At 67.5% G+C, this 22,905-nt stretch carries 23 protein-coding genes; 11 read left to right on the plus strand and 12 right to left on the minus strand.

The features are described 5' to 3' along the window. Positions 1 to 78 precede the first annotated feature (78 nt). Both queF and AzCIB_RS19520 read right to left on the minus strand, forming a co-directional pair. Positions 79 to 930 (minus strand): NADPH-dependent 7-cyano-7-deazaguanine reductase QueF, encoded by an 852-nt coding sequence (gene queF / locus AzCIB_RS19515; RefSeq protein ID WP_050417423.1) that lies wholly within the window; start codon positions 928 to 930, stop codon positions 79 to 81. Between the two features lie 143 nt (positions 931 to 1,073). Next, positions 1,074 to 2,537 carry a TolC family outer membrane protein gene (locus tag AzCIB_RS19520; protein WP_050417424.1) on the minus strand — a complete coding sequence of 488 codons (1,464 nt, stop codon included), beginning with the start codon at positions 2,535 to 2,537 and terminating at the stop codon, positions 1,074 to 1,076. 236 nt (positions 2,538 to 2,773) lie between these two features. Here AzCIB_RS19520 and AzCIB_RS19525 point away from each other — a divergent pair, with 236 nt between their 5' ends. Both AzCIB_RS19525 and AzCIB_RS19530 read left to right on the plus strand, forming a co-directional pair. Then, the gene (locus tag AzCIB_RS19525) at positions 2,774 to 3,481 is read left to right on the plus strand and encodes a transglutaminase-like cysteine peptidase (RefSeq protein WP_050418469.1); all 708 of its coding nucleotides are present in this window, start codon (positions 2,774 to 2,776) and stop codon (positions 3,479 to 3,481) included. Positions 3,482 to 3,518: 37 nt separating this feature from the next. Continuing rightward, on the plus strand, positions 3,519 to 5,435 hold the full coding sequence (locus tag AzCIB_RS19530) for a bifunctional diguanylate cyclase/phosphodiesterase (protein ID WP_050417425.1): 1,917 nt from the start codon (positions 3,519 to 3,521) through the stop codon (positions 5,433 to 5,435). A gap of 65 nt (positions 5,436 to 5,500) precedes the next feature. Here the strand turns inward: AzCIB_RS19530 and AzCIB_RS19535 are convergent, their stop codons facing one another. The 4 genes from AzCIB_RS19535 to AzCIB_RS19550 are packed head-to-tail and all read right to left on the minus strand — an operon-like array spanning position 5,501 to position 9,988. Further along, complete coding sequence (locus AzCIB_RS19535; protein ID WP_232299275.1) at positions 5,501 to 5,806, minus strand: hypothetical protein; 306 nt, start codon at positions 5,804 to 5,806, stop codon at positions 5,501 to 5,503. 20 nt (positions 5,807 to 5,826) lie between these two features. Then, on the minus strand, positions 5,827 to 6,450 hold the full coding sequence (locus AzCIB_RS19540) for a LuxR family transcriptional regulator (RefSeq protein ID WP_050417427.1): 624 nt from the start codon (positions 6,448 to 6,450) through the stop codon (positions 5,827 to 5,829). Next, positions 6,447 to 7,865, minus strand: a complete 1,419-nt coding sequence (locus AzCIB_RS19545; protein ID WP_157058534.1) for an HlyD family type I secretion periplasmic adaptor subunit — start codon at positions 7,863 to 7,865, stop codon at positions 6,447 to 6,449. Before AzCIB_RS19545 ends, AzCIB_RS19540 begins: the two co-directional genes overlap by 4 nt. Continuing rightward, positions 7,865 to 9,988 (minus strand): type I secretion system permease/ATPase, encoded by a 2,124-nt coding sequence (locus AzCIB_RS19550; protein ID WP_232299455.1) that lies wholly within the window; start codon positions 9,986 to 9,988, stop codon positions 7,865 to 7,867. Before AzCIB_RS19550 ends, AzCIB_RS19545 begins: the two co-directional genes overlap by 1 nt. A gap of 332 nt (positions 9,989 to 10,320) precedes the next feature. On the opposite strand from AzCIB_RS19550, the gene AzCIB_RS19555 reads away from it, so the two are divergent. The 6 genes from AzCIB_RS19555 to AzCIB_RS19575 all read left to right on the plus strand — a co-directional run bounded on the left by AzCIB_RS19555 (position 10,321) and on the right by AzCIB_RS19575 (position 14,041). Then, positions 10,321 to 10,686 carry a PilZ domain-containing protein gene (locus AzCIB_RS19555; RefSeq protein ID WP_050417429.1) on the plus strand — a complete coding sequence of 122 codons (366 nt, stop codon included), beginning with the start codon at positions 10,321 to 10,323 and terminating at the stop codon, positions 10,684 to 10,686. Positions 10,687 to 10,755: 69 nt separating this feature from the next. After that, positions 10,756 to 11,199: a Fur family transcriptional regulator gene (locus AzCIB_RS19560; RefSeq protein WP_050417430.1), complete on the plus strand. Its 444-nt coding sequence runs from the start codon at positions 10,756 to 10,758 to the stop codon at positions 11,197 to 11,199. A gap of 62 nt (positions 11,200 to 11,261) precedes the next feature. Next, entirely contained in the window at positions 11,262 to 11,456 is a 195-nt protein-coding gene (locus tag AzCIB_RS24315) for a hypothetical protein (RefSeq protein WP_157058535.1), read from the plus strand. Further along, a complete protein-coding gene (gene aztA, locus AzCIB_RS19565) occupies positions 11,453 to 12,211 on the plus strand; it encodes a zinc ABC transporter ATP-binding protein AztA (RefSeq protein WP_050417431.1) in 759 nt (252 codons plus the stop codon). The genes AzCIB_RS24315 and aztA overlap by 4 nt, the downstream gene beginning before the upstream one ends. Next, entirely contained in the window at positions 12,208 to 13,077 is an 870-nt protein-coding gene (locus AzCIB_RS19570; RefSeq protein WP_157058536.1) for a metal ABC transporter permease, read from the plus strand. The genes aztA and AzCIB_RS19570 overlap by 4 nt, the downstream gene beginning before the upstream one ends. Before the next feature lie 16 nt (positions 13,078 to 13,093). Beyond that, a complete protein-coding gene (locus AzCIB_RS19575) occupies positions 13,094 to 14,041 on the plus strand; it encodes a metal ABC transporter substrate-binding protein (RefSeq protein WP_050417432.1) in 948 nt (315 codons plus the stop codon). 20 nt (positions 14,042 to 14,061) lie between these two features. On the opposite strand, the gene rhtB is transcribed toward AzCIB_RS19575, so the two are convergent. The 6 genes from rhtB to ilvD all read right to left on the minus strand — a co-directional run bounded on the left by rhtB (position 14,062) and on the right by ilvD (position 19,739). Further along, a complete protein-coding gene (rhtB, locus tag AzCIB_RS19580; protein WP_050417433.1) occupies positions 14,062 to 14,676 on the minus strand; it encodes a homoserine/homoserine lactone efflux protein in 615 nt (204 codons plus the stop codon). A 31-nt stretch (positions 14,677 to 14,707) separates the two neighbouring features. Next, the gene (locus AzCIB_RS19585) at positions 14,708 to 15,514 is read right to left on the minus strand and encodes a sulfite exporter TauE/SafE family protein (protein ID WP_050417434.1); all 807 of its coding nucleotides are present in this window, start codon (positions 15,512 to 15,514) and stop codon (positions 14,708 to 14,710) included. A gap of 327 nt (positions 15,515 to 15,841) precedes the next feature. Then, complete coding sequence (locus tag AzCIB_RS19590) at positions 15,842 to 16,144, minus strand: cell division protein ZapA (protein ID WP_050417435.1); 303 nt, start codon at positions 16,142 to 16,144, stop codon at positions 15,842 to 15,844. A 1-nt stretch (position 16,145) separates the two neighbouring features. After that, the gene (locus AzCIB_RS19595) at positions 16,146 to 16,340 is read right to left on the minus strand and encodes a hypothetical protein (protein ID WP_050417436.1); all 195 of its coding nucleotides are present in this window, start codon (positions 16,338 to 16,340) and stop codon (positions 16,146 to 16,148) included. 46 nt (positions 16,341 to 16,386) lie between these two features. Then, entirely contained in the window at positions 16,387 to 17,832 is a 1,446-nt protein-coding gene (locus AzCIB_RS19600; RefSeq protein WP_050417437.1) for an EAL and HDOD domain-containing protein, read from the minus strand. A gap of 56 nt (positions 17,833 to 17,888) precedes the next feature. Continuing rightward, positions 17,889 to 19,739, minus strand: a complete 1,851-nt coding sequence (ilvD, locus tag AzCIB_RS19605; RefSeq protein ID WP_050417438.1) for a dihydroxy-acid dehydratase — start codon at positions 19,737 to 19,739, stop codon at positions 17,889 to 17,891. 141 nt (positions 19,740 to 19,880) lie between these two features. On the opposite strand from ilvD, the gene AzCIB_RS19610 reads away from it, so the two are divergent. From AzCIB_RS19610 to AzCIB_RS19620, 3 genes are all read left to right on the plus strand, one after another. Then, positions 19,881 to 20,567 carry a YceH family protein gene (locus AzCIB_RS19610; protein ID WP_050417439.1) on the plus strand — a complete coding sequence of 229 codons (687 nt, stop codon included), beginning with the start codon at positions 19,881 to 19,883 and terminating at the stop codon, positions 20,565 to 20,567. Positions 20,568 to 20,586: 19 nt separating this feature from the next. After that, complete coding sequence (lgt, locus tag AzCIB_RS19615) at positions 20,587 to 21,387, plus strand: prolipoprotein diacylglyceryl transferase (protein WP_050417440.1); 801 nt, start codon at positions 20,587 to 20,589, stop codon at positions 21,385 to 21,387. A 130-nt stretch (positions 21,388 to 21,517) separates the two neighbouring features. Beyond that, complete coding sequence (locus tag AzCIB_RS19620; RefSeq protein WP_050417441.1) at positions 21,518 to 22,897, plus strand: malonyl-CoA decarboxylase; 1,380 nt, start codon at positions 21,518 to 21,520, stop codon at positions 22,895 to 22,897. Positions 22,898 to 22,905 lie beyond the last annotated feature (8 nt).

Genomic DNA, 22,905 nt, shown 5'->3' on the forward strand with positions numbered 1-22,905 from the left:
TTGGGTAAAAAACCTCAATGCTAGCGCACTCCCGTGATGCAGGAGCATGGCGCAGCCGAAATCCCCGCGAGCAAGAGGCTACTGGCGGACCTCGGCGTCGTTGTCCGGCGGCAGGAAGGAGCCGGTCGAGCGGAAGGGGTTGATGTCGAGCCCGCCGCGGCGCGTGTAGCGCGCCCAGACCGCGAGTTGCCGCGGGCTGCAACGCTGCAGGATGTCGCAGAAGACGCGCTCGACGCATTGCTCGTGGAACTCGTTGTGCTTGCGGAACGAGACGATGTAACGCAACAGGCCGGCGCGGTCGATCGCCGGCCCGGTATAGCGCACGACGACGCAGCCCCAGTCCGGCTGACCGGTGACGAGGCAGTTGGACTTGAGCAGATGCGAGTACAGGGTTTCGCTGACCTCGCTGCCGTCGCGCGCGGAGGACAGGAAATCCGGGCACGGCTGGTAGGTATCGATGTCGATGTCGAGCTCGTCGAGCGACTCGCCGGGCGGCGGCGCGATCACGCGCACCGGGCAGGCGCCCAGCGGCTGGATCTCGACGGCGACGACGGCGCCCGCAGCCGCGGAGAGATCGTGCGCGAAGGTCGCCTTGACTGCGTCGATGCTGTCGAAGCGCGTCTGGTTGCAGGAGTTGAGGTAGAGCTTGAGCGACTTCGACTCGATCAAGCGCGGCGAATCGGCCGGCACGCGGAAGGTCGCGAGCGCGACGACGGGCTTGCCGCGCGGGTTGAGCCACGACAGCTCGTAGGCGTTCCACAGGTCCTCGCCGACGAAGGGCAGCTTGCCGGCGACGATGCCGATCTCGTCGCGCTTGATCTGGCGCGCGATCGGGAACAGGAGATCGGGAGAATAGGTGTCGCAGTAGTCGGCGGGCTTGCCCAGCGGCGAGGACTCGGCACCATGCGCAAGGGAAGCGGAAGGGTTCATGCGGCGAATTGTACGGGATCGTGCCCGATCGACCGAGGGAGCGGACGGTCGTTCCGGTGCGCCGGATACGTGTGCCGGATACAAAACCGCCGGCCTCCGTGAGGAGGCCGGCGGCAAGGTGACACCTGTCGGCCGTTACCTGCTTACTTGCCCGTGGTGCCGGCCGGAGGCACCGAACCCGCGGCCTTCATCGCTTCCGACAACAGCGCAGCCTTGTCGATGGTCATCGGCACCGGCGAGTCGGGCGGACACATCGTCTCGGGATCGATGCCGGTGCGATCCTGGCCGAGATCGGCCGGCGTCGGCAGATCCTCGCGGGCGACGCCCAGCGTTCCCATCAACTGCCCCATGCCCGAAAGCGCGCGCGCCTGCGCGATGACCTGATCGTAACCCGCATTGACGTAGGCGCGCCGCGCCTGGAAGTACTCGTTCTCGGTATCCAGCAGGTCGAGCAGCGTACGCTGTCCGATATCGAACTGGCGACGATAGGCTTCGCGGGCCTTTTCGATCGACAGTTGGTGCTGGTCGAGGTAACGCATCTGTTCCTGCAGGCGTTGCACGTCGTTATAGGCGATCGCCAGTGTCTGACGCAGGTCGCGGCAGGCTTTTTCGCGCAAGTCCTTGGCCTGGTTGCTCAGATCGCCAGCCTGGCGCAGCCGGGCGTCGTCGGCGCCGCCACGGAAGATGTTGTAGCTGAGCACCAGCTCGACGACGCCTTCGCGAGAATTCCCGTCGAAGCCGTCGAGGTTGTGGTCGACGGCCTGGCGCGCACGCAAGTCGAGGCGCGGATGGAAGGCGGCACGGCGGGAGTCGATGAGCGCCTGACTGGCGCGCACGTTCTCGACGGCCGCATTGAGGCCGGGGCTCGTGTTGAAGGCGGTGCGCAGCGCCTCCTTCGCGGTCGGCGGGATCTGCCCGAGGGCTGTGCCGGCGGGCAGGCCGGGCATGCCCTCCTGCGGCAGCTCGCCGACGATGCGCTGGTAGCGCGCGCTCACGTCGTGCAGGTTCGACACCTCGGTGAGCAGATTGGATTCGGCCAGAGCCAGACGCCCGGTCGCCTGCTCGAGGTCGACACGGCGGCCGACCCCGGCGCCGGCACGCTCGGCGATCTGGTCATAGATCTGCTTGTGCTGCACGTAGTTCGCCTGCGCATGCCGGGTGAGCTCGCGATAGCGCATTACGTCGCCATAGGCGCGCACCGCTTCGAGTGCGGCGCCTTCGGAGGCGTCGACAAGCTCGTAGTAGCGCGTCAGCTTGGCATAGCCGAACCGGGCAACCTCGCTGCGGGTGAAGAACCCGTCATACACCATCTGGTTGAGCGACAGCGTCAGGTTGCGATGGGTAAAGGTGTCGGTCGACTGCCCGGAACGCCGCAACTCCTCACGGCCGACACTCGCGACGGCATCCACCTGAGGCAGATAGCCGGCACGTGCGGCCGCTTGGTCTTCGCGGGCGGCACGGAACGCGTTCCATGTTGCCTGCACTTCGGGATTGGCCACCACGGCCTTGCGCGCCGCATCGCGCAGGGCATCCGGTCCCGCCCCCGTTGCAACGAACGGGAGCGCGGCCAGCAGAGCCATCGCAATCACGGATCGACACGTTTTCATATTTTCTCCAGTCAGAGTGACAGCTATGCATATGGAATATACGCGATTCTCTCGCCATCCAGTGCCGCGTCAACTGCATAATCAATCTTGTAAGAGAATATTACTGCCCACTACCCCCTGCAGAACGCCAAATACGCAACACTGGCGAGGCGAAAAATGCCGAAAGCGCTTGCAGGACGAAGCGCCCGACGACGCTGGTGGCCGATAATGCGCATCACACCATGCCCCCCGACGCGATGACAGGAGCCTCTTGCCCGCGCAGACAGCACGCCTTTCCGGGCGCGTTTTCTGCGGTCGTGTGCAGCCTCGCGGCACTCGCGAGCCTGCTATTCGGCCTGTCGTTCGCGGCACCGGATCTGGATCGCATGCTGCGGCTGGCGCGCGAACGCTACGGCCCGGAAGCGGGCGAATCCGTCGGCGCCTGGCGCCGGATGCTCGGCGACGCGGCCACCCTCGACGAGCAGGAAAAGCTGCAGCGCGTAAACACCTTCTTCAATCGCCGCACCGCGTTTGAAGACGACATCGTGATCTGGCAGCAGAAGGATTACTGGGCCACGCCGCTGGAGACGCTCGGACGCAAGGCCGGCGACTGCGAGGACTTTTCGATCGCCAAGTACATGAGCCTGCGCCTGCTGGGCGTCCCGGCCGACAGGCTGCGCCTGATCTATGTCCGGGCCACCATGGGCGCGCCGGGCAGCGGCATATCGCAGGCGCACATGGTGCTCGGCTATTACCCATCGCCCGCGGACGAACCGCTGGTGCTCGACAACCTCATCGGCGATATCCGCACTGCTGCGCGCCGGCCCGACCTGTTCCCGATCTTCAGCTTCAATGCCGAGGGCCTGTGGGTGAGCGGCGCCAGCAGTTCGTCGGCCGACCCGACGACGCGCTTGTCACGCTGGCGCAGCGTGCTCGAACGCATGCGCGAGGAGGGCTTGCCATGAATGCCGCCACGGCCAGGATTTCCGGAGAACCATCGTCATGTCCCTGATCAAGCAGCTTTGGATCGCGATCGCGATCGTGACGCTCATCGCCCTGGGCGGCAGCCTGGTCGTGAGCACGCTGTCCGCCCGCCATTACCTGGAGCAGCAACTGCAGGTGAAGAACCTCGACAACGCGACCTCGCTCGCGCTATCGCTGTCGCAAATGCCGAAGGACGCTGTGACCGTGGAGTTGCAGATCTCGGCCCAGTTCGACGCAGGCCATTACCGCCTGATCCGGCTGACCAGCCCGACCGGCGAGGTTCTGGCGGAGCGCGAGTATTCCGGCGTCCTCGATGGAGCGCCCGAGTGGTTCATCCGCCTGATCCCGATCGAGCCGCATGCCGGTGTCGCGCAGGTGCAGGACGGATGGCGCCAGTTCGGCACGCTCACGCTGGAAAGTCACCAGCGCTACGCCTATGCAGCACTGTGGCAGGGCACGCTGCAGCTGCTGGGATGGTTCGCGCTGGGCGGGGTGCTGACCGGCCTCATCGGCACACTGATCATCAGGCACATCACGCGCCCCCTCGGTCGCGTGGTCGAGCAGGCCGAGGCGATCGGCGGGCGCCGCTTCGTGACGACCCCCGAACCCAGCACGCGTGAGTTCCGCAGCGTCGTGCGCGCGATGAACACCCTGTCGGAGCGCGTCCGCGCGATCCTGGCGGAGGAATCCCGGCGCCTCGAACAACTGCGGCGGCAGACGCAGCACGACGAGATGACGGGGCTGCTCAATCGCGGCCAGTTCCTGAACCAGCTGGACTCGGCACTTTCCCGCGACGATGCGCACGCGGCCGGTGCCCTGCTGCTGGCACGCGTGGGCGACCTCGCGGGGCTGAACCAGCGCATCGGCCGCGAGGCAACCGACCGCCTGCTGCGCGACCTCGCGGAGCAGTTTGGCGGCTTGGCCGCAAGCAACGGGAACTGGGAAGCCGGGCGCATGAATGGCAGCGACTTCGCACTGCTGGCGCCCGGCCGCGAGGATGCGGGCGAGCTCGCGCACGAGCTGGCGCGAAAACTCCACGACACGCTGGACGCACACCTGAAGGATGTCCGGGTCGCCCTGCCGGTTGCGGCGACGAACTACGCCGCGGGCCAAACCCGCTCGCAGGTCCTTGCCCGTGCGGACGGGGCGCTCGCGACGGCCGAACAGGCGGGCGATCGCAGCCTGCGCGTGGAAAGCGGCGGCACCCACGCGCCCTACCCCGACCTCCAGGCCTGGCGTGCCGCCTTGCTGTCGGCGATCGAGCGCGACGGCGTGCGTCTGGGCGCCTATCCGGTCGTCGCGAATGACGGGCGCCTGCTGCACGACGAAGCGCCGATCCGCGTACTGCTCGATGGCGTCTGGCAACCCGCGGGCTTTTTCATGCCGCACGCCGCACGCCTGGGCGTTATGCCGCGCTTCGACATTGCAGTCGTGCATGCGGCCTTGCGTGCCATCGCGCAAGACGGCAGGGAGCGCGGCATCAACGTGTCGGCCGAATCGCTGCGCGACGCGAACTTCCGCGGCGAACTGTTCTCCTTGCTGCAAGCGGACCCGGCGACGGCGCAGCGGCTATGGATCGAGGTGCCGGAGTACGGCGCGCTGCGCCACCTCGCCGAGTTTCGCACGCTATGCGTGGCCTTGCAGCCGCTGGGCTGCCGGGTCGGCATCGAGCACGTGGGGGCGCATTTCGGCGAGCTGGGCGACCTGCACGAGCTGGGGCTCGACTACGTGAAGATCGACTCGGCAATCGTCCGGGGCATCGACTCCAACGCGGGCAACCAGGCCTTCCTGCGCGGACTGTGCATGATCGCGCACTCGCTCGGACTGATGACGATTGCGGAAGGCGTAAGTTCGGCGGCGGAACAGCAGGCTTTGCCGGGACTCGGCATCGACGGCATGACGGGACCGGCCGTGCGCGAAGGGTCGGCGGCGTAGCGCAGAGCCTCGGGCACGACGAACGGACGGCGCGGCTCAGATCACGCCGTCGTCGTCGAGCAGGCTCAGATCACGCCGTCGTCGTCGAGCAGGCTCAGATGCTGCATCGCCTCGCGCGCGCCGCGGCGCTCCATGAGCTTGTGCTGCGCGGGCACCGGCAGGTCGGTGAAGCGGATCAGCGAGCGCTCGACGAGGAGCTCGATCAGATCCTCCAGCACGCGCACCAGACCGAGGTCGGTAGCCCCCATCGGGTTCGCGCCTTCGATGATGTCGCGCCCGAACCCGAGCAGGTCGGCGTCGTCCGCGCCGGCGGCACTCCAGCCGTCGCCGTCGGCCGGCTCGCGGCTCACGGCGACGATCTTCCCCTGCATGTCTCTTCTTATGTACATCGTCAATGCACCGGCAGCGAAACGTCGCGATGTTCGGACAGGCGCAGCACCAGTTGCAGCCGGTCGCGCACCCCGAGCTTCTCGAAGATCGCGCCCATGTGGGCCTTCACGGTGCGCTCGGTGATGCCGAGCTTCGCGGCGATCTCCTTGTTGCTCAGGCCGTTGACGACCTCGCGGGCCACTTCGGCCTCGCGGCCCGACAGCAGCGGCTGTTGCGCCTCCGCGTGCGGAGCGAGCGCACGTCCGGCGGCGCCGACGACGCGCGCCATTAGTTCGGGGCCGACCCACAGGCCACCGTGGCGGACGACCAGCTCGACGTCCCTGAACACGGAAGGGACCGCCAGCGCGTGACAGTAGGCCCGCGCGCCGCGATCCAGGGCGGCGAGCGCCTCGGCGCTGTCCGGCGTCATGCTGACGACGACGAGGTGACAGCCGGGCAGCGTCGTCACCAGCGTTCCGAGCGTGTCCAGCCAGTTGCCGTGCGCAGCTTCGACCCAGACCACGTCACCGGGGCGGGCCGCCGCGGCCAAGGCTGGCTGCTCGTGGCAGACCCCTTCGGGAAACGCGTCCAGCCAACGCGCCGATGGGCGGACCGTTTCGGAGCAGAGAAAGATGTTCTGGCTCATCGTTCGGATAGTGCGTTGGCCTTGGCCCGCAGGACGGGCTTCAGCAGGTACGAAAGAATGGTCTTCTTGCCGGTGAGGATGTCGATTTCGGCCACCATGCCCGGAATGATCGGCAGGCTCTCGCCCAGGCTCGACTTCAGGGTTCTCACGCGCACAGTGTAGAAGGCATTGCCCTTCTCGTCGGTGACGGTATCCGCACCGATGTGCTCGACGACCGCATCGAGCCCGCCGTAGATCGCGAAGTCGTAAGCCGTGAATTTGACGAGGGCTTTCTGCCCCGGTCGCAGGAAGGCGATGTCCTTGGGCTTGACCTGCGCCTCGAGGATCAGCGCGTCGTCCAGCGGCACGATCTCGACGACCTCCTTGCCCGGCTGCACGACACCCCCGACCGTATTCACGAGCAGGCGCTTGACCGTGCCGCGCACCGGCGAACGCACCTCCGCGTGCTTGACGCGGTCGGCGAGCGCGCGCCCGCCTTCGGTGAGACCGGCAAGTTTGGCCATCGTGTCGGAGAGTTCGTTGCGCTGCACGTTGCGCACGTTCAGCTCCACCTCCTGGATCTTGCGCGTGGCCTCGGAGATCGCGGAATGGATGCGCTGGATCTGCGCCGCGGCCTGGTCGCGCTCGCCCCGCAGGCGTGCGACGTCGCGCTGCAGGCGCAGGATCTCGACCTCGGACACCGCCCCGGAGGTCATCAACGGCCGGGTGACGTTCAACTCCTGCTGCACCAGCTCGAGGCCGCTGCTGCTCTGCGCGTGGCGTGCGCGCACCTCGTTGAGCTCCTGCTGTCGCTGCTCGAGCTGCTGCCGCGCGATCGACAGCTGGGCGTCGAGTTCGGCGACGGTCGAGTTGTACAGGCGCCGTTCATGGTCGGCGATCTCGGGCGCCTCGCGCAGCACGTCGCTTGGCATGTTCAGCGCCGTGCCGGCAGTGACGGCCTCCAGCCGGGCAGCCTTGGCGCGCAGGGCGAAATACTGCGAGCGGTTTTCCGCAAGCGACGCCACGAAGCGCGTCGGGTCGATGCGCAGGAGCAGCGCCCCCGCCTCCACGATCTGACCTTCGCGCACCGGCATCTCCTCGACGACACCGCCATCCACGGTCTGGATGATCTGTACCTGCGAGGACGGAATCACTTTCGCATCGCCGCGCGTGACCTCGTCGACCGACGCGAAGGCCGACCACACCAGCAGCAGCACCAGAACGACGGCAACGACGCGCAGCAGCATGCGCGCACGCAGCGGCTCCTCCTGGATGAGCGCCCAGTCGGCATCCGCGGCCCAGTCGAGGCGTCCGCTTGCGGACGCCTCGGGCACGAAGCGCGCGAAGAGACGGTCGAGCCAAGGCCGCAGCGGCCTGCCGACCCGCTCCGATACGTCGCCGATGCGCCGGAAGGACTCCTGACCGATCTCACTCATCACTTGGCCCTCCCGACCCGCCCCTGACGCAAGGCATCGACGACCTGGTCCTTGGGCCCGTCGGCAACGATCCGCCCGCCATCAACCACGATGATGCGGTCGACCAGCTCCAGCAACGAGGTCCGGTGGGTGACGACGAGCATCGTCCGGCCCTGCGCGAAGCCGCGCAGGCGGCGCTTGAGTTCCTCCTCGCTGGTGAAGTCCATCGATGCGGTGGGCTCGTCGAGCAGCAGCATCGGCGGCTGGTGGATCACCGCCCGCGCGATCGCCACGCACTGGCGCTGCCCGCCCGACAGCGACGCGCCGCGCTCGCCGACCTGCATGTCGAATCCCTGCGGGTGGGTGTTGGCGAACTCCGTCACGCCCGCGATCTCCGCCGCGTGCAGCACTTCGGCATCGTCCGCCAGCGGGCTGGCCAGCGTGATGTTCTCGCGCAGCGTCCCATAGAACAGGATCACGTCCTGCGGCACGTAGCCGATGTGGCGGCGCAGCTCGGCCGGATCGAGCTGACGCTGGTCGATGCCATCGATCAGGATCGCTCCGGAAGTCGGGCGGTACAGGCCGAGGATGAGCTTTTCCAGCGTCGTCTTGCCCGAGCCGACACGGCCGATGATACCCACGTGCTCGCCGGCGCGGATGCGCAGCGAAATGTCGGACAGGGCCGCGGTTTCCTGCCCGGGGTACTGGAAGCCGACATTGCGGAACTCGATCTCGCCGCGGAAGCTCTGGCGACTGATGAAGCTGGTGTCGTCCGGACGCTCCACCTCCTGGTTCATCAGCTTGTCGAGGGAGGTCAGCGCGGTCGCAGCGTTATGGTACTGGACAAGCAGGCCGGCAACCTGGCCGATCGGCGCCATGGCGCGCGACGACAGCATGTAGCACGCGATCAGGCCACCCATGCTGAGCTCGTTGTCGCGGATGAGGTAGACGCCGAGGATGATGATCGCAACGCTGACCGCCTGCTGCACCCACGCGGCACCGTTCATCGCGGTCGACGACAGCAGGCGCAGCTGCGTACCGACACGCGCCAGCAGGGCCGCGCTCTTCTCCCACTTGCGCTGGATCGGCCCTTCGGCACACACCGCCTTCACCGTCTCCATTGCGACCAGCCCTTCGACCAGCGTCGCGTTGCGCTGCGCGCCCGCGCGGTAGGTCGTCTCGGCGAGTTCGTGCATGCGTCCCTGCACCGTCATCGCATACACGAGCAGCACGACGACGCCGACGAGGAAGGGCAATACCAGCGGCCAGCCGATCCAGCCGATCACAATCAGGAACACCAGCGCGAACGGCACGTCGATGAAGGCCACCACGGTCGCCGAGCTGATGAAGTCGCGCACCGACTCGAAGGCGCGCAGGTTCGCGGCGAAGGAGCCGGCCGACTCGGGACGCTGTTCCATGCGCAGGCCGAGCACGCGCTCCATGATCGCCGCCGACAGCTTCACGTCGGCACGGCTGCTCGCGAGATCGACGAAGTAGCCGCGCATCGTGCGCAGGATGAGATCGCCGGCGAGCACGATCAACACGCCGATGCCGAGCACCCACAGCGTTTCGATCGCGTGGTTGGGCACCACCCTGTCGTACACGTTCATGACGAACAGCGGCATCGCGATCGCGAACAGATTGATCATGAAGGCCGCGAGCAGCACGTCGCGATACAGGGCACTGTTTTCCGCAATCACGCCCCAGAACCAGTGCTGACGCTTGACCGGCCGGACTTCCGGCGTGCGCGCATCGAAGCGGAACATCGGACGGGCATAGATCGCATGGCCGTCGTGCCGCGCCGCGAGTTCCGCGCGCGTCATCTCGACCGCGGCCTCGCCCAACTCGGGGAACACGACCTGGGCGCGCTCGCCGTCCTCGCTCCACCCGAGCAGCACGCAGGCCTTCTCGCCCTTTAGCAGGAGCACGGCGGGCAGCAAGGAAGGGTTCAGTCTTTCCGGCGCGCAGCGCACGAGTTTGCTGCTCAGCCCGGCACGCCTCGCCGCGCGCGCGAACAGCGCAGGATTAAGCCGCCCGTCTTCCAGCGGCAGTCCCGCAAGCGCCGCATCCCGCGTCGTCGCCGCACCGTGCGCCCTGGCTATCAGCAGGAGACAGTCGAGGAGCGCATCGGCATCCGCGTGCATCTCATTCGGATTGTTTTCGGGGCGCGCAAACACGCCATTCAGTTCGAACACTTCTGACACGCAATTTCCCGCCATGTGATCACGATGACCCGCGCCCGGTCGCGTCTGCAATTCTCGCAGCAAACGTAACAATATGCGTCATCCGGGTGAATTGTCCCATCTGCCCGGAAACCGGTACGTGACAGGCTGCTCAAACTTCACACCGAGCGGCGATGCCCGGGCACGGGCTCCCGTACCGCGACTCACCCTTGCGACGATGGCGACTCCGTCCCAGAATCGAGCGTAGACACCCGTCCCCACTCCCTCACCATGCATTTTGCAAGGACTCTGCCATGCAGCAAGCGCAACGCAGGCATTTCTCGCGCATCCGCTTCAACGCAGGCGCCCGCTTGCTGGTCGGCGACCGCGAAGCCCCGTGCGACGTCCGCGACCTGTCGCTCAAGGGCGCCCTGATCCGGTCGGCGCCCGAACTGCTACCGGCCCCGGGCGAGCGCTGCCTGCTCGAAATCACACTCGACGACGAAGGCGCAGCGATCCGCATGGAGGGGGACGTCGTACATACCGAAAATGGCTGTATCGGGCTCGCTTGCCGCGAGATCGATCTCGACAGCATCACCCATCTGCGCCGGCTGCTGGAACTCAATCTCGGCGCCCCAGAATTGCTGCAGCGCGAACTCGGAGCGCTGCAGGAGCACTGAGCCGTCCGGCGGTGAACATGGCAGCTAATGCTACAATGTTGCATTAGCTGCCATGTTCACCGCCCCGCGATGCCCACTCCGGATATATCTCCTGCCGCCCACCTGATAGCCGCCTGCGGCGGCCGCGTCACGCGCACGCGCATCGCGGTGCTCGAGATCCTGCAGGACAGCCCGCGCTCGCTGAACCACGACGATGTCGCGGCACGACTTGCGGCGGACGGCATGCCGCACGACCGCGTGACGCTGTACCGCACGCTCGACTGGCTCGTCGAGCAGGGACTCGCGCATCGCATCATCGGCCCCGACCGCGCGCGGCGCTTCAAGGCGGGCGGTGAGCCCCGCAGCCAACACGCGCACTTCCACTGCGACCGCTGCGGCCACGTGCTGTGCCTCGAATCGATCCGGCCCGACGAACAATTCACGCTGCCGGCCGGATACCAGCCGGAGCGGGCCGAACTGGTGTTCCACGGCACCTGCGCGGATTGCGGTCGCCAGCGTGGGGCAAAGGTCTGAGCGCGCGCGACGCTCCGGCCGCAGCCCCTTCAATAACAACAATGCCCCGACACAAAGAGATCATGCCCCCGACATCGAGCAGTGCACTCCCGCACACTCATCACCACCATGACCATGAAGACGGCCATGTGCACGGCGCAGTCGCCGCGGCCTCCTTCCCCGGCACCGCGCTGCTGCTCGGCGTCGGCGCACGCATCGCCCTCGCAGCCGGCGCAGCCGCCGTGCTGTGGCTCACCGTAGGCTGGGCCCTCGCATGAACGCCCGCGACGCCATCCTCGAACTCGACAACCTGACCCTGGGCTATGACCGCCATCCGGCCGTCCACCACCTCAGGTGCCGTATCGCCCCAGGCGCATTGGTCGCGATCGTCGGGCCCAACGGCGCGGGCAAGTCGACGCTTTTCAAGGCGCTGACCGGGGAGCTGCCCCCGCTGCAAGGTCACTTCCGCGTGCACGCGGGCAAGCGCGGCATCGCCTACCTGCCGCAGCAAAGCGAACTCGATCGCAGCTTCCCGGTATCCGTGTTCGACATGGTCTCGATGGGGCTGTGGCGCGAGATCGGCGCCTTTCGCGGACTCAGCCGCAGCCAGGCGGAGCGCGTGCGCGCGGCCCTCGCGGCGGTCGGCCTGTCGGGCTTCGAGGCGCGCCAGATCGGCACCCTCTCCGGTGGCCAGCTGCAGCGCGCGCGCTTTGCGCGGATGATGCTGCAGGACGCGAACCTCCTCCTTCTCGACGAGCCGTTCAACGCGATCGACGCGCGCACGATCGAGGACCTCATCGCCCTGATCCTGCTGTGGCATGCCGAAGGACGGACCATCCTCGCCGTTCTCCACGATCTCACCCTGGTGCGACGCCACTTCCCCGAGTGCCTGCTGCTCGCGCGCGAATGTCTCGGCTTCGGCCCGACCGACGAGATCCTCACCCCCGAACGCCTCGCCACCGCGCGCCGCCTTGCCGGCGAGTTCGACGCCACCGCTCCGGTGTGCCACCGCCCCGAAGCGGAGGCCGCATGATCGCGGAAACCCTGTTCGGCCCCTTCGCCGAATTCGAGTTCATGCGCCGTGCGCTCGCGGGATGTCTCGCGCTTGCGCTGGGGGCGACGCCGGTCGGCGTGTTCCTGCTGCTGCGGCGCATGAGCCTGATGGGCGACGCGATGGCGCACGCGATCCTGCCCGGCGCCGCGCTCGGCTATCTCGCCTTCGGCCTGTCGCTCGGGGCGATGACGGTCGGCGGCATCATCGCCGGCATCGTCGTCGCGCTCGCGGCCGGCCTCGTCGCGCGGTCGTCCATCCTCAAGGAGGATGCCAGCCTCGCTGCCTTCTACCTGCTGTCGATCGCCACCGGCGTGATGATCGTGTCGCTGCGCGGACGCAACCTCGACCTGCTGCACGTGCTGTTCGGCTCCGTGCTCGCGCTCGACGACCCCTCGCTACTGCTGATCAGCGCGATCACGACTGCGACGCTCGTCGCACTCGCGCTGCTGTACCGGCCGCTGGTGCTCGAATGCTTCGATGCCGCCTTCCTGCGCGGCGTCAGCGCCGCCAGCCCGATCGCGCACTACGGCTTTCTGGTGCTCGTGGTGCTCAACCTCGTCGCCGGCTTCCATGCCCTCGGCACGCTGATGGCGGTCGGCATCATGATCCTGCCTTCGGCCGCGGCACGCCTGTGGGTCAAGCGCCTGCCGGCGATGCTCGGCCTCGCAGTCATCATCGCCTTCGCCAGCGGCATCGGCGGGCTGCTCGCCTCCTTCCACGCGGACGTTCCGGCCGGGCCGGCGATCATCCTCGCCGCCGGCATCGTCTACCTGCTGTCGCTCATCCTCGCCCCGGGCGGCATGCTGGGCGCCCGGCTCAACCGCCGCCCCCACCTCGAATCCTGAACTGCTGCACGAACGCATGCGCCACATCCTGCACCGCCTGCTCGCCCCCCTCATTGCGCCATTCCTCGTGCTGCTCGGGCTCGCCGCCCATCCCGTACAGGCAGCCCCCCTCGAAGTGGTCACGAGCTTCAGCATCCTCGGCGACTTCATCCGCCAGGTCGGCGGAGACCGGGTCAAGGTCACGATGCTCGTCGCGGCCGACCAGGACGCACACAACTTCCAGCCCCGCCCCTCCGACGCCCGCCGCATCGGCGCCGCGCAGCTGGTGGTCGCCAGCGGTCTCGGATTCGACCCCTGGCTCGAGCGGCTGGCGCAGACAGCGGGGTACAAGGGTCGCGTCCTCGTCGCCAGCCACGGCGTCGAACCGATCGCGGCCGCCGACGAGCACGACGACGCACACGGTCACGGCAAGGGATCCCATCAGGACGCCGTCGATCCGCACGCGTGGCAGGACGTCGCGCGTGCGCAGCGCTACGTCGCGAACATCGCCGACGCGCTCGCGCAGGCCGACCCGGCGAACGCGAAGGCCTATCGGGACAATGCCGCCAGTTATGCAGCCGAGCTGAAGGCGCTGGACACAGAAATCCGCAACGCCCTGGCCGCAGTCCCGGCCGAGCGGCGCAAGGTCGTCAGCGCCCACGACGCCTTCGGCTACTTCGCCCACGCCTACGGCGTGCGCTTCCTCGCCCCTGCCGGCATCAGCAACCAGTCGGAACCCTCGGCGGCCGGCGTCGCGAAGCTCATACGCCAGTTGCGGCACGAGAAAGTGCCCGCGGTATTCGTCGAGAGCGTCAGTGACCCGCGCCTGATCGAGCGCATCCGCAAGGAGAGCGGCGCGCGCCTCGGCGGCACGCTGTATTCGGATGCGCTATCGGCGGCCGACGGCCCGGCACCGACCTACGTGGCGATGATGCGTCACAACCTGCGCACGCTGCTGGACGGAATGACCCCGACCAGCCGCTAGGACTGCCGCATACGGCCGCTTCAGCGCGACGACGCGGCGAGCAGCGAACCCGCCGCGACGAACATCCCGCCAAACACGCGGTTCTGCGCCTTCATCATGCGCGGACTGCGCAGCCAGCGGCGGCAGCGGCCTGCGAGCAGCGCGTAGCAGGACATCACGACCATGTCGGTGCCGACCATCGTCGCCGCGATGATGAAGAACTGCGGCCACTGCGGCAGCTGCGGGTCGATGAACTGTGGCACCAGCGCGACCATGAAGACGATGGCTTTGGGATTGGTGAGGTTCACAAGCACGCCCTGCAGATACACGCCACGGGCGTCGCGCGCTTCGGCGCCGTCGTCGAGCAACTCGACCGGCGCGCGCCATTTGCGCACACCCAGCCAGATCAGGTAGGCCGCCCCGGCGATCTTCACCGCCAGGAAGGCCGTCGCCGACGCCGCCAGCACGGCGCCCAGGCCGAGCACGACGATCGCGAGCTGGATCAGCAACGCCGTCTGCAGGCCCAGGATCGCGCGCAGCGCGACCGCATAGCCGTGACGCAGCCCCGTCGCCATGCTCAGCACCGCCCCAGGCCCCGGCGACACGGCGATCACCACCGCCGCGGCAAGAAACGCCAGCCACATGTTCCAGCTCATCGCATCCACTCCATACGTTCCATGTCGCCGTTCAGAAGAACAGCGCGTGCAACATCTTCGCCGACAGCAGCATCAGCACGCCGGCGAAGACTTTCCTCAACACCGCGACCGGAAGCCGGTGCGCAAGCCGTGCGCCCAACGGCGCGGTCCAGGTGCTCACGACGCTGATCAGCACCAGCGCCGGAAGGTAGATGAACCCGAGGCTGTACGGCGGCATCCCGGTGCTGCCCCAGCCATTCACCAGATAGCCGATCGTGCCGGCGAGCGCAATCGGCAGGCCGATCGCCGCCGAAGTGCCGATCGCTTGATGCACCTTCACGTTGCACCAGGTCATGAACGGCACCGACAGCGAACCGCCGCCGATCGCCACCAGCGCCGAAACCCCGCCGATGCCGGCCCCCACGGCGCTCATCCCGACCGGCCCGGGCAGCTCGCGTGAGGGCTTGGGCTTGACGTTCGCGAGCATCTGCAGCGACACGTAGGCCATGAAGCAGGCGAAGAAGATCGCCAGCGGCTGCGACTCGATCCGCGCGGCGATGAAGGTCGCAGCGAAGGTGCCGACGAGGATCCCCGGCGCGATGAAGCGCACGACGTCCCAGCGCACCGCGCCGTGCTTGTGGTGCGCGCGCAGGCTCGCGATGGAGGTCATCACGATCGCCGCCATCGAGGTGCCGAGCGCCAGATGCACGACGTTGTCGCGCGGCATCCCCTGCGCAACGAACAGCGAAGCCAGGACCGGCACCATGATCCCGCCGCCGCCGACGCCCAACAGGCCGGCGAAGAAGCCGACAAAGGCCCCCAGCGCGAGGTAGCTCAGCCACCACACATCGAAATCCATCAATTCCTTTCCCGAAGCTGCGCGGAATCCGCTCCGCGGCGTTCCGGCCCGGCGCCGGACAAGGCAAAAAAAGCAAAAAAGAGGCGCGGATCGAAATCCGCGCCTCTCTCGTTTGGCCCCCGCAGTGTCGCCTCCGCCGGCATCCTGAACCTGGGGTTCAGGGAGGTCGCTTTCCTTCCGCATCAGGCTCACCCGGCTAGGGGCGTGCACACCTGCGGCATCCATGGTCCGCGACCAAGTCTCTCGACATTGGTCCAAGGAATCTACGACTTCGACGACACAGCGGGGATTGACCTTACATATGCGCCAACCCGCGCTAACTACCTGTTAGAAAAGCTTTTCCTGCTGCGCCAGAACCCCATCGAGGCGCGCATTCACGAGACCGATTCTACGCTTCGCGGCCTGCATGTCAAACCCGCCGGAACGCTGAAACTGCAAAAATTCGTGCGCGATGTTCAGCGCGGTCATGACAGCCAGTTTCTCGCCGGACGCATTTGTCCGCGCCGCAAGGCTGTTGAGCTTTTCTTCGAGGAAGGCGATGGCCGCGAGCAGACCTTCGCGGTCCTCCGGGCGGCAGGCCACGGAATAGGTCTTCCCGAGCAGGGAGATGTCGAGGGTGTCGGTGGGCATGTCAGGATTCCGGCAACTGCGCGAGCAGGGCTTCGAGCTTTTCCGTTGCAAGCCGGACCTTGTCCGCCAGCACACGGTTCTCGGCCTCCAGACGCACGACGCGCGTGCGCAACTCGCGCCCTTCCGCGCGGCACGATTCGAGCAGGCCGACAATCCGTTCGACCTGGTTCTCCAGCTTATTGAGTTCTGCATCCATCGGCGGGATGGTAGAGGCGCCCCGAAAGGCGGTCAAGGCGGTCCGCTCAGGCCTCGGCCGAATGCACCCAGTCGAGCGCCTCGAACTGCAGCCGGTTGAGTTCGCCGACATCGATGCCCAGCACATTGGCAAACGACGTCACGCGTTGTGCATCGCCGCGCTCGAATGCGAGCACCAGTTCGAGATACGGCGCCATCGGCCCGCGCTGATACAACAGGGCATCCTGCATCGGCTCGGGCAGCTTCAGCGGACGGATCGCATCCTCGAGCGGCACCTTCAATGCAACATCGAGCAGCGAGAACAGGCCCAGCACGAAAAGCTGGGCGGCGGGATCGCGTTCGCCGCGCAGACCGCCCAGGAGCTCCAGCAGACGGCCGCGCACGAGGGCATCCTCCATCACGACCGCGGCACCCGGCGCGCTGCGCGCACTGCCCAGCAACATCATCGACACCCAGCGCTGCAGCGGCTGCTGCCCGAGCACGAGGATCGCCTGTTCGACCGAGCTGATGTGGTGATTGAGACCCCACGCGGCCGCGTTCACGTAGCGCAGCAGCCGGTACGCGAGCGCAAGGTCGTGCTTGAGGATGACGGCGATTTCCTGGGTATCCACGCCGGTGCGCAGGCGCTGCAGCAGGGATGCGAGGCGCATGCCGTGCGGCGACAGCGAGTTGCCCTTCCAGTCCTCGCGGCGCGTCACGAAACCGCCGGAGAACGCCGTGCAGCCAAGTTTGGCCGCGAGTTCGAACTCGTCCGGCGTACCCACCTCCCAGGCCCACACGGGCAGCTCGGCGCGCCGCTGCCGCACTGCGCGGAGGTACAGGCCGAGGTCTTCAGGCAGGCAGAATCCCATGCGGAACAGCGCCGCGTCGGCCTGCGGCAGCACGCTGTCGAGCCACACCCCGGGCTCGCCGTGATCGAGCACGATCTTTACGCCTGCCTCGCGCAGGCGCGCAGCGCTCGCCACAGTTTCGGCGGACGCGGCACGCGTGGGCAGTTCGGGGCGCACGAGCAGGGTCGCGTCGAGCCCCTGCAAGCGCTCCAGTGCGGGGTTGGCGAGGAAGCCCTCCCACACCCTCAGGCACACCCGGCGGGCCTTCAGCGCCGCGCCATGGCCGTAACGGTCGATCTGCTCGACCAGCAGGCTGTCGATGAAATCGCGCGCGCGCCGCCCCGTTGCGCGGATGCGCCCGGCGACGTCCTCGCGCAGTTCGAAGGCGTAACCGGTCAGGTTCTGGTCGCGATCGAGCACCTCGCTGCGACACAGCAGCGAAAGCGACGCGTCGGCTGCGCGCAGCTCGTCCTCGACCGGAGGCGGCACGACGCTCGCGGCAGCCGGCGCGACGGTCGGCGACAGACTCGCAGGCGAAGCGGCGGGCGACGGCTGCGGCGGCACCGCAGATGGCACCGGCTCGCGCGGCGGTAAGGGAATGGCCGGCGAGAACGCCGGCCGCTCGGGCTCGATGCCTAAGAGACGCTTCAACCAGCCCAGCATCTCAGGGCCTGCCGCCGTCGAGGGTCGCCGCAACCGCCGCGCGCCGGTTCATCGTGTCAGCGCTGCACCTGGGTCACGTCGCGCACCGCGCCGGTGTCGGCGCTGGTCGTGAGCGCCGCGTAGGCCTGCAGCGCGGCCGACACGACACGCTGGCGATTGGCCGGCTTCCACGCCAGACTGCCCTTCGCCTCCATGGCGGCACGGCGCCGGGTGAGTTCCTCGTCACTCACCGCCAGGCGGATGCTGCGATTGGGGATGTCGATCTCGATCGTGTCGTCCTCCTCGACCAGGGCGATCGCGCCGCCGCACGCCGCTTCGGGCGAGGCGTGGCCGATCGACAGGCCGGAGGTGCCGCCGGAGAAGCGGCCGTCGGTAAGCAGCGCGCACGCCTTGCCCAGTCCCTTGGACTTCAGGTAGCTCGTCGGGTACAGCATCTCCTGCATGCCGGGGCCACCCTTGGGGCCTTCGTAGCGGATGATCACGACGTCGCCCGCGCCGACCTTGTCGCCGAGGATGCCTTCGACCGCCGCTTCCTGGCTCTCGAACACGCGCGCCTTGCCGGTGAATTTCCAGATCGACTCGTCGACGCCGGCCGTCTTCACGATGCAGCCCTTCTCGGCGATGTTGCCGTACAGCACGGCGAGGCCGCCGTCCTGGGTGAAGGCGTTGGCGCGGTCGCGGATGATGCCCTTGGAGCGGTCCATGTCGAGCTCGTTCCAGCGGCGGTTCTGCGAGAACGCGACCTGGGTCGGCACGCCACCCGGCGCGGCCTTGTAGAACTCGAACACGGCATTGTCGTGCGCCTGCATGATGTCCCAGCGCGCGATCGCTTCGCCCAGGGTCTTGCTATGCACGGTCGGCACTTCGGCGTGCAGCAGACCGGCGCGATTGAGCTCGCCGAGGATGCCCATGATGCCGCCAGCACGATGCACGTCCTCGATATGCACGTCGGCCACCGCGGGCGCGACCTTGCACAGGCAGGGCACCTTGCGCGAGACGCGGTCGATGTCGGCCATCGTGAAATCCACCTGCGCTTCGCGGGCGGCGGCGAGCAGGTGCAGCACGGTGTTCGTGGAGCCGCCCATCGCGACGTCGAGGCTGATCGCGTTTTCGAAGGCCTTGAAGCTCGCGATCGCGCGCGGCAGGACCGACGCGTCGTCCTGCTCGTACCAGCGGCGCGCCATGTCGACGATGGTGCGACCGGCCCTGCGGAAGAGCTGTTCGCGGTCGGCGTGCGTCGCGAGCACGGTGCCGTTGCCCGGCAGCGACAGACCCAGCGCCTCGGTCAGGCAGTTCATCGAGTTCGCCGTGAACATGCCCGAACACGAACCGCAGGTCGGACAGGCGGAGCGCTCGATCGCATCGACCTCTTCGTCGGAGCAGCTACTGTCGGCGGCCTTGACCATCGCGTCGACGAGGTCGAGCGAGATCACCTTGGCTTCCCACTTGACCTTGCCCGCCTCCATCGGACCGCCCGAGACAAAGATCGCCGGGATGTTGAGGCGCAGCGCGGCCATCAGCATCCCCGGGGTGATCTTGTCGCAGTTCGAAATGCACACCATGGCGTCGGCGGTGTGCGCGTTCACCATGTATTCGACGCTGTCGGCGATCAGCTCGCGCGAGGGCAGCGAATACAGCATGCCGCCGTGGCCCATCGCGATGCCGTCATCGACGGCGATGGTATTGAATTCCTTGGCGACGCCACCCGCGGCTTCGATCTCGCGCGCGACGAGCTGGCCGAGGTCCTTCAGGTGCACATGCCCCGGAACGAACTGCGTGAAGCTGTTGACGACGGCGATGATCGGCTTTTCGAAGTCGCCGTCCTTCATGCCGGTGGCGCGCCACAAGGCGCGGGCGCCCGCCATGTTGCGGCCGGCGGTGGAGGTACGGGAACGGTATTGGGGCATGAAGTCCTCGGCTCAGGGTTCGGGCGCACGCTGCATCGGCGGTGCGTCACGCGGAATCAAGACTTGGAATTCTAACCGAAGGGAAACGGCGCTCGGCTATCATTGCCCACCCGAGAACCTGCGCCGACACCAACGATAACCATGACCGAGCAAAGCGCCCCCGATTCCGCCACCGATGGCTTCGACCTCGATCCGATAGAAACCCGCGTGCTGGGCGTCCTGATCGAAAAGGCCTTCGTGACCCCGGACGCCTATCCCTTGTCCCTGAACGGCATCGTCACCGGGTGCAACCAGCTGACCGGGCGCGAGCCCGTGATGAGCCTGTCGGACGGCGAAGTCCAGGCCGCGGTCGACAGCCTGATGGCGCGCAAGCTGGTGTCGCGGCGCGATCAGGCAAGCGGACGGGTGGCCAAGTACGAGCACCTCGTGCGCCTGCGCCATTCGCTGCCGCCGCCCGAACAGTCCGTCCTCGCGGTATTGCTGCTGCGCGGCGCGCAGACGGCCGGGGAAATCCGCCAGCGCGCCGAACGCATGCACCGCTTCGACGACATCGCGGCGGTCGAGACGGTGCTGGAGCACCTCGCGGAGAAGTACCCGCCCATGGCCGACGCGCTGCCGCGCGCACCCGGCACCAAGGAGACGCGCTACGCGCACCTGCTGGGCGGAACGGCGGCCTTCGAGGCGATGGGCGAGTCGCTCGCGGGCGCACCCGCCGGCGGCGCGGCACGCGGGCGCACGACCGAACTGGAAGACGAGGTGCGCCGCCTGCGCGAGGAACTCGACCGGCTGCGCAGCGAATTCGACACCTTCCGCACCCAGTTCGACTGAAGCGGAGCGCGTCGCAACCATGCTGATCCATCCGCAGTTCGACCCGATCGCCCTGTCGATCGGACCGCTGTCGGTCCGTTGGTACGGCCTGATGTATCTCGTCGCGTTCGTGCTGTTCATGCTGCTCGGGCGCGCCCACGCGCGCCGCCGCCCCGAAACGGGATGGACGCCGCAGCAGATCGACGACCTGCTGATGTACGGGATGCTGGGCGTCGTGATCGGCGGACGGCTGGGCGAGGTGCTGTTCTTCCAGCCGGCCTACTATCTCGCGCATCCGGCCGAGATCCTCGCCGTATGGAAAGGCGGGATGAGCTTCCACGGCGGGTTCCTCGGCGTGCTAGCGGCGATGTGGCTGTATGGCAGGCGCACGGGCAAGGGTTTCTGGAACGTCACGGATTTCATTGCGCCGCTGGTGCCGACCGGCCTCGCCGCGGGGCGCATCGGCAACTTCATCAATGGCGAGCTGTGGGGCCGGCCGGTGGACGGCGACCTGCCCTGGGCGATGATCTACCCGTGGGTAGATAGTCTGCCGCGCCATCCGTCGCAGCTCTACCAGGCGGCCGGAGAGGGGCTCCTGCTGTTCGTGCTGCTGTGGCTGTATGCGGCAACGCCACGCCCTGCGCGGGCGGTGTCGGCGATGTTCCTGATCGGATACGCGACATTGCGTTTTGCCGCGGAATTCTTCCGTACCCCGGATCCGGGGATTTTCGGCATTCTCTCGCTGGGGCTGTCGACGGCGCAGTGGCTGTGCGTGCCGATGTTTGTCGCCGGAGCATGGCTGCTCGCAGTGAGTCGCGGCAAGGGTGCAGGCACCCGCTGAAGAATAACCGACGCCCGCGCAGACGGGCGCAACAGATTAGCCAGATGACATAAGCGGCATGCCGGCACCGTGCAAAAGTTCGCACGATGACATGTACATTTCTGGCAGGATGATGCAAAGGAGAGTGCAGATGGCACCCGGATTGGTATCGCGCAGTCTTTCGAAAGTCCGCGAAATCGTCGCCGGCGCGACCGGCCGCAACGGCGAACCGACCGAGAAGCAGCTGGACCGGATCCGCCGTCTACTGCACGAATGTGCGGAGAACCGGGGGGGCGAGGTCTCGACACGCATCCGCGCGGCACGCCTTGCCGACACCTACCTGAAGCTCGACGACGCCGGGCGCCATGCCTTCCTGCGCATCATCGCACTCGAGTTCGGCCCCGAGCCGAAACGCATCGCCAAGGCGCACGAGGCCTATCAGGCTGCCGTCGGCACGGCGAAGCAGTGGGATGCCGAGGCGCAGCTGCGCGCGGCGATGCGCTCGTCGCGCATCCGCATCCTGACCCAGTTCAACGCGATTCCGCAGGGCGTGAAGTTCCTCGTGGACCTGCGCGCCGACCTGCTGCGCTTTCTCGACGACGACAAGGAGCTGAAGTCGCTCGACCGCGAACTCGAGGCGCGCCTCACGGCGTGGTTCGACGTCGGCTTCCTCGAGCTCGCACGGGTGACATGGAACTCTCCCGCGGCGCTGCTGGAGAAGATCGTCCAGTACGAGGCGGTGCACGAGATCCGCTCGTGGAAGGACCTCAAGAACCGGCTCGGCTCGGACCGCCGCTGCTACGCCTTCTTCCATCCGCGCATGCCGCAGGAGCCGCTGATCTTCGTCGAGATCGCGCTGCTCGACGACCTCGCCGACAACGTCCAGAAGCTGCTCGACGAGAACGCACCGGCGGCGGACGCGGAGCGTGCCGACACGGCGATCTTCTATTCGATCAGCGCCACGCAGGACGGATTGCGCGGGGTTTCCTTCGGCAACTTCCTGCTCAAGCGCGTCGTCGATGACCTGCAGCGCGACTTCCCCCGCCTGAAGACCTTTGCAACGCTGTCGCCGATCCCGGGTCTGGTGAAATGGGCGGCCAGGAATGCCAAGGAGATCGTGGCCACGTTCGGCGAAGAGGACTGGAAACGCCTTGCCGCCGCCGGCATAGAAGGGCCGGAATCCCCCCTCCTCGCCCAAGTGCTTGCGGGCGACCCGGAGTGGGCGGGCAATCCGGCCGTCGCCCGCGCGCTGCGCGATCCGCTGCTCAAGGCGACCGCCGCCTATCTCCTCGAAGCCAAGCGCGACAAGCTGCCGCTCGATGCCGTCGCCCGCTTCCATCTCGGCAACGGCGCGCGCGTCGAGCGGCTCAACTGGCTCGCCGACACCTCGGCGAAGGGGCTCGGCCAGTCGTGGGGCGTCATGGTCAATTACCTGTACGACCCGGACCGCATCGTCGACAACGTCGAGGCCTTCGTGGACACGGGCCGTATCGACGCCGCGGCGGGCGTCAGGCGCCTCGCACGACGATAAGCACAGGG

This window comes from Azoarcus sp. CIB (assembly GCF_001190925.1).
Classification (GTDB): domain Bacteria; phylum Pseudomonadota; class Gammaproteobacteria; order Burkholderiales; family Rhodocyclaceae; genus Aromatoleum.

Coding starts and splice junctions, on each gene's coding strand:
- queF (WP_050417423.1), bottom strand. CDS start 930: ATGAACCCTTCCGCTTCCCTTGCGCATGGTGCCGAGTCCTCGCCGCTG.
- AzCIB_RS19520 (WP_050417424.1), bottom strand. CDS start 2,537: ATGAAAACGTGTCGATCCGTGATTGCGATGGCTCTGCTGGCCGCGCTC.
- AzCIB_RS19525 (WP_050418469.1), top strand. CDS start 2,774: ATGACAGGAGCCTCTTGCCCGCGCAGACAGCACGCCTTTCCGGGCGCG.
- AzCIB_RS19530 (WP_050417425.1), top strand. CDS start 3,519: ATGTCCCTGATCAAGCAGCTTTGGATCGCGATCGCGATCGTGACGCTC.
- AzCIB_RS19535 (WP_232299275.1), bottom strand. CDS start 5,806: ATGCAGGGGAAGATCGTCGCCGTGAGCCGCGAGCCGGCCGACGGCGAC.
- AzCIB_RS19540 (WP_050417427.1), bottom strand. CDS start 6,450: ATGAGCCAGAACATCTTTCTCTGCTCCGAAACGGTCCGCCCATCGGCG.
- AzCIB_RS19545 (WP_157058534.1), bottom strand. CDS start 7,865: ATGAGTGAGATCGGTCAGGAGTCCTTCCGGCGCATCGGCGACGTATCG.
- AzCIB_RS19550 (WP_232299455.1), bottom strand. CDS start 9,988: ATGCACGCGGATGCCGATGCGCTCCTCGACTGTCTCCTGCTGATAGCC.
- AzCIB_RS19555 (WP_050417429.1), top strand. CDS start 10,321: ATGCAGCAAGCGCAACGCAGGCATTTCTCGCGCATCCGCTTCAACGCA.
- AzCIB_RS19560 (WP_050417430.1), top strand. CDS start 10,756: ATGCCCACTCCGGATATATCTCCTGCCGCCCACCTGATAGCCGCCTGC.
- AzCIB_RS24315 (WP_157058535.1), top strand. CDS start 11,262: ATGCCCCCGACATCGAGCAGTGCACTCCCGCACACTCATCACCACCAT.
- aztA (WP_050417431.1), top strand. CDS start 11,453: ATGAACGCCCGCGACGCCATCCTCGAACTCGACAACCTGACCCTGGGC.
- AzCIB_RS19570 (WP_157058536.1), top strand. CDS start 12,208: ATGATCGCGGAAACCCTGTTCGGCCCCTTCGCCGAATTCGAGTTCATG.
- AzCIB_RS19575 (WP_050417432.1), top strand. CDS start 13,094: ATGCGCCACATCCTGCACCGCCTGCTCGCCCCCCTCATTGCGCCATTC.
- rhtB (WP_050417433.1), bottom strand. CDS start 14,676: ATGAGCTGGAACATGTGGCTGGCGTTTCTTGCCGCGGCGGTGGTGATC.
- AzCIB_RS19585 (WP_050417434.1), bottom strand. CDS start 15,514: ATGGATTTCGATGTGTGGTGGCTGAGCTACCTCGCGCTGGGGGCCTTT.
- AzCIB_RS19590 (WP_050417435.1), bottom strand. CDS start 16,144: ATGCCCACCGACACCCTCGACATCTCCCTGCTCGGGAAGACCTATTCC.
- AzCIB_RS19595 (WP_050417436.1), bottom strand. CDS start 16,340: ATGGATGCAGAACTCAATAAGCTGGAGAACCAGGTCGAACGGATTGTC.
- AzCIB_RS19600 (WP_050417437.1), bottom strand. CDS start 17,832: ATGCTGGGCTGGTTGAAGCGTCTCTTAGGCATCGAGCCCGAGCGGCCG.
- ilvD (WP_050417438.1), bottom strand. CDS start 19,739: ATGCCCCAATACCGTTCCCGTACCTCCACCGCCGGCCGCAACATGGCG.
- AzCIB_RS19610 (WP_050417439.1), top strand. CDS start 19,881: ATGACCGAGCAAAGCGCCCCCGATTCCGCCACCGATGGCTTCGACCTC.
- lgt (WP_050417440.1), top strand. CDS start 20,587: ATGCTGATCCATCCGCAGTTCGACCCGATCGCCCTGTCGATCGGACCG.
- AzCIB_RS19620 (WP_050417441.1), top strand. CDS start 21,518: ATGGCACCCGGATTGGTATCGCGCAGTCTTTCGAAAGTCCGCGAAATC.